The sequence below is a fragment of the Microcystis sp. M53598_WE2 genome (genome assembly GCF_030067735.1).
Taxonomy (GTDB): Bacteria; Cyanobacteriota; Cyanobacteriia; order Cyanobacteriales; family Microcystaceae; genus Microcystis; species Microcystis aeruginosa.
The window spans coordinates 1-3478 of the sequence record NZ_JASJFE010000246.1 but is presented as its reverse complement, the minus strand read 5'-3'; the positions used below and the strand labels follow the sequence as shown (position 1 = coordinate 3478).

Annotated in this window: 3 protein-coding genes and 1 pseudogene; 1 reads left to right on the top strand and 3 read right to left on the bottom strand. The window is 40.7% G+C overall.

Annotated features, from left to right (window positions below):
- A pseudogene (locus PX636_RS05185) lies at positions 1-279 on the bottom strand (hypothetical protein); the annotation flags it as partial.
- Positions 279-1739 (bottom strand): MBOAT family O-acyltransferase, encoded by a 1461-nt coding sequence (locus tag PX636_RS05180; RefSeq protein WP_288116401.1) that lies wholly within the window; start codon positions 1737-1739, stop codon positions 279-281. The gene PX636_RS05180 and the pseudogene PX636_RS05185, both read right to left, overlap by 1 nt.
- A 162-nt stretch (positions 1740-1901) precedes the next feature.
- On the opposite strand from PX636_RS05180, the gene PX636_RS05175 reads away from it, so the two are divergent.
- Positions 1902-2873: an FkbM family methyltransferase gene (locus tag PX636_RS05175; RefSeq protein ID WP_288116400.1), complete on the top strand. Its 972-nt coding sequence runs from the start codon at positions 1902-1904 to the stop codon at positions 2871-2873.
- A 112-nt stretch (positions 2874-2985) separates the two neighbouring features.
- Here the strand turns inward: PX636_RS05175 and PX636_RS05170 are convergent, their stop codons facing one another.
- Complete coding sequence (locus PX636_RS05170; RefSeq protein ID WP_012268349.1) at positions 2986-3411, bottom strand: hypothetical protein; 426 nt, start codon at positions 3409-3411, stop codon at positions 2986-2988.
- Positions 3412-3478 lie beyond the last annotated feature (67 nt).

Below are 3478 nucleotides of genomic sequence, written 5' to 3'. Positions count from 1 at the left end.
ATTTAAACCGATATCCCCCTGTAAACCGAGGTTAACCACGGGCATTCCCAATTCTTTGGCCATTAATTCCGAATTTATGGTATAATGCGCCCCCGATCCCGCCGTGACGATTAAACGCCGCGGTCCTTCGACCTTGGCTGCGATCGCTGATTTTTCCTCGTACATCATCCGCAACCAGCTTAATTCGCCGCCGTAGATGACATTATAAACAAAGCCGAGGGACCAAGCGACTCCCAGAGAGGCTAACCAGGGGAAAGGGTTAAAGGATTTAGTATTCATCAGAATTCAAAGTAAATAAAGTCACCGGTATTAGTGGAAGCTAGGAGAATAGTTAAACCTAGCAATATTTTAGACAGCCAAGGGGATAACAATAGTTCATATTCAAACTTTTTCTGAGCAATAGCCAAATGTTCGAGGATTAAAACAATGATACCAAGAACTAAAGCGACGCTTAAAACTGCTCCTTGATTAAGACTATAGGAACTAAAAATTTCCCCGATATTAGCTAAGGAATAATTGAAAGGATTGGCAATAACCAGCATTTTGCCGATTAATCTTCTGGTGTTAATCTCCATGAAAAAGAGACAACCAAAAATGACCGCCAATTGCGTTAAAGCCCAGGAGACAATTTGCGGCTGAGAAACGTATTTTCCGACAAAAGCATAGAAAGGTCGGCCTAGATAACGCAGTAATAATAATAATGCCCCGTGGTAAGCACCCCAAAAGATGAAATTCCAAGCCGCACCGTGCCAGAAACCAGAGAGAGTAAAGGTAATGAATAGATAAAAAGGCGCCCAATTTTTATTGGAACCCATCAGGGGTAAAAATACATAATCCCGAAACCAAGTGCTAAGGGTAATATGCCAACGTCGCCAAAATTCGTTAATACTTTGGGATGTATAGGGGGCTAAAAAGTTTAATTCTAATCTCACCCCGACAAAATAGGCCAAACCAACAGCAATAAAGCTATAACCGCCGAAGTCAAAATAGATTCTCAGGGTGAATAAAAAGGCCTCAAACCAGATATACCAAGCATTATCGATCATCTTATCTAATTCGATGTAGGGCGCAATGTTATCGGCGAGGACAAATTTTATAAATAAACCGAGGGAAAGCCAACGCAAACCCTTCTCGAAGTTTTCTCCTGTAAATTTGAGGCGAAATCCCTCCATTTGTGGTAATAAATCCCGGCGACGCTCGATCGGACCTGCGACAATTTGGGGGAAAAAGGAGATAAAATTGACATAATCGAGGACGGCTAGGGGTTTCTTTTTCTTTTCCCGTAGGGAGTCCACCACGAAAGCCACCATCTGGAAGGTATAGAAGGATACCCCCGGCGGGATTTGGCTAGGCACGGGAATTGGGGAAAGTTCCTTCCAGTTAGGGGGGAGAGAAACGAACAATCCGATGATTTCCTGCACAAAAAAGCCGAAATACTTGAAGTAGGCGAGGACGAGAATATCGATGACGATAACGATAGTGGCTAGGAGATTCGCTTTCCAGCCGCTCATTTTCAGCACTAGCCAGACCATAATGTAGTTAAAGGCTAGGGAGACGATGAAAACGAGGAAACTGGTGCGACTGGCGTAATAAAACAGGATTAGGGACAGCGCCGCCAATCCGACTCCATCAAAAACACCTCGCCAGAGATTGAAGGACTTCGCCAGGTAGCGCGCCGTTAGGAAAGGAACGCTAAAAAGGATTAATATCCACCAAAATATAAAATCAGAGTAATTCAAGGCTTGTTAACTCCTGATGGTCTGTGTTACCTTGTTTGAGATGGGTTTCCTGACTTCTGATGCTCAGAGACGAGGGATTTTCTTGACAAGCCTATCAAACTTTGTCAGACTTGTCCATAAAATTACCTTCATCCATCCTAAAAAATCGAGGCTAGACAAGCAATGCTTTATCAAAAACTGTTAGATGCACATAAACGCTATCGACAATTTAAGACTTATCCCCATATTGCCGATCAATATTGGTCTAGTCAGTTGGCAGAGCATAATATTAATCCTAATTATGTGGCATATGATGCTAAATCTGGTCAACTTTTTTACAAACCACTAGGGATCAGTTTAAGCAAAAATAAGCAGGATTTCCTCTTGGGTAGCAAAGTTTTTAACAAAGCTAACGCCTTAAAGACTCTGGCCGATTGTAAATTTTATATCGATGGGCAACAGGAATTAATTATCGATATCGATGGAGTTAAGTTAATTATCGAGACGGGACAGGATTTAGATATCGCCCATGAAATTTTCCTTTTAGGTGTATATAATTTCCTCTATGACAAGCCCTGTGTAGCGATCGATATTGGTATGAATACGGGTTTTGCTAGTCTCTTTTTTGCCAATCGAGCTAATGTGAAAGCTGTCTATAGTTACGAACCTTTTAAGGCTACCTACGACCAAGCTTTAAGAAATTTTGCCCTCAATCCGAATCTAGCGGAGAAGATTAAAGCTTTTGATTATGGAGTCGGTGATCGGGATGAAATTATTCAAGTCGAATACGATTACAATGTTAAAGGTAGTGTTGGTATTTCTGGTATTGACAACCAATTAAAACCTTTTGCCTCAAAACAAACCGCTACAGCCGATTTAATTCTGAAACCTTTCACTGATGTGTTTAAAGGTATTACCTCTGATTATCCCGACATCGATATTGTTGCCAAGATTGATTGTGAAGGTTCCGAATACGAAATCCTCGATTCTTTAGCGGCAACTGGTCAATTGGGACAGATGAAAATTATCATGATGGAATGGCATAAAAAGGGTCCCGATGCTTTAGTCAAACATCTGCAAGAATTCGGTTTTATCATCTTTTCCAGGATGCCTCGCAGTAAAAATGTTGGCACTTTGTACGCAATTAAACCCTAAAGTACAGAAGTGAGGTGATGGGGAGATAGGGAAATGGGGAAATGGGGAAATTTTAACTAATACCCCAAAACCCCAACACCTTCTAACTGATAACTGATAACTGATAACTGCTTTACTGTGCTTGACAATAGGTATTAAAAGCTTCGCCAGTTTCTTTTTCTAATTGGCCGGCTTTTCTTACCTTTTCCTGTGCTAATTTTGCTCCGTTTTTATTGCGAGTTTCGATAACTTGAATTATTTCACGAGTGGCAGTGGCATAATCTTCGTAAACTTGAGCGAAGGCGATTTTATATTTCTCTAGTTCGGTATCCTTCACTTCTAATTTTTTCATATTTTCTGCGGCCTGTTCGATTTTATCGGCGGCTAATAGCCAACTTTTTTGGTCAATTTCTCTCCCTTGACCGTTGGTTAAGGATTTGGTTTCTTGGGCCACTTCGTTGGCAATCCGATAGATTTTTTGACATTGAAACTGTTTACTATCAGCACAACTTGCTAAAAAAGTCAAGCCTATAAATGTTAAGATTATTTTGTTATTCATACCATTGTATTCGAGAGGATTCTAGGGAAGCTTATAACAGTAAACTATCAGCCTCTAGCAGTTTTTT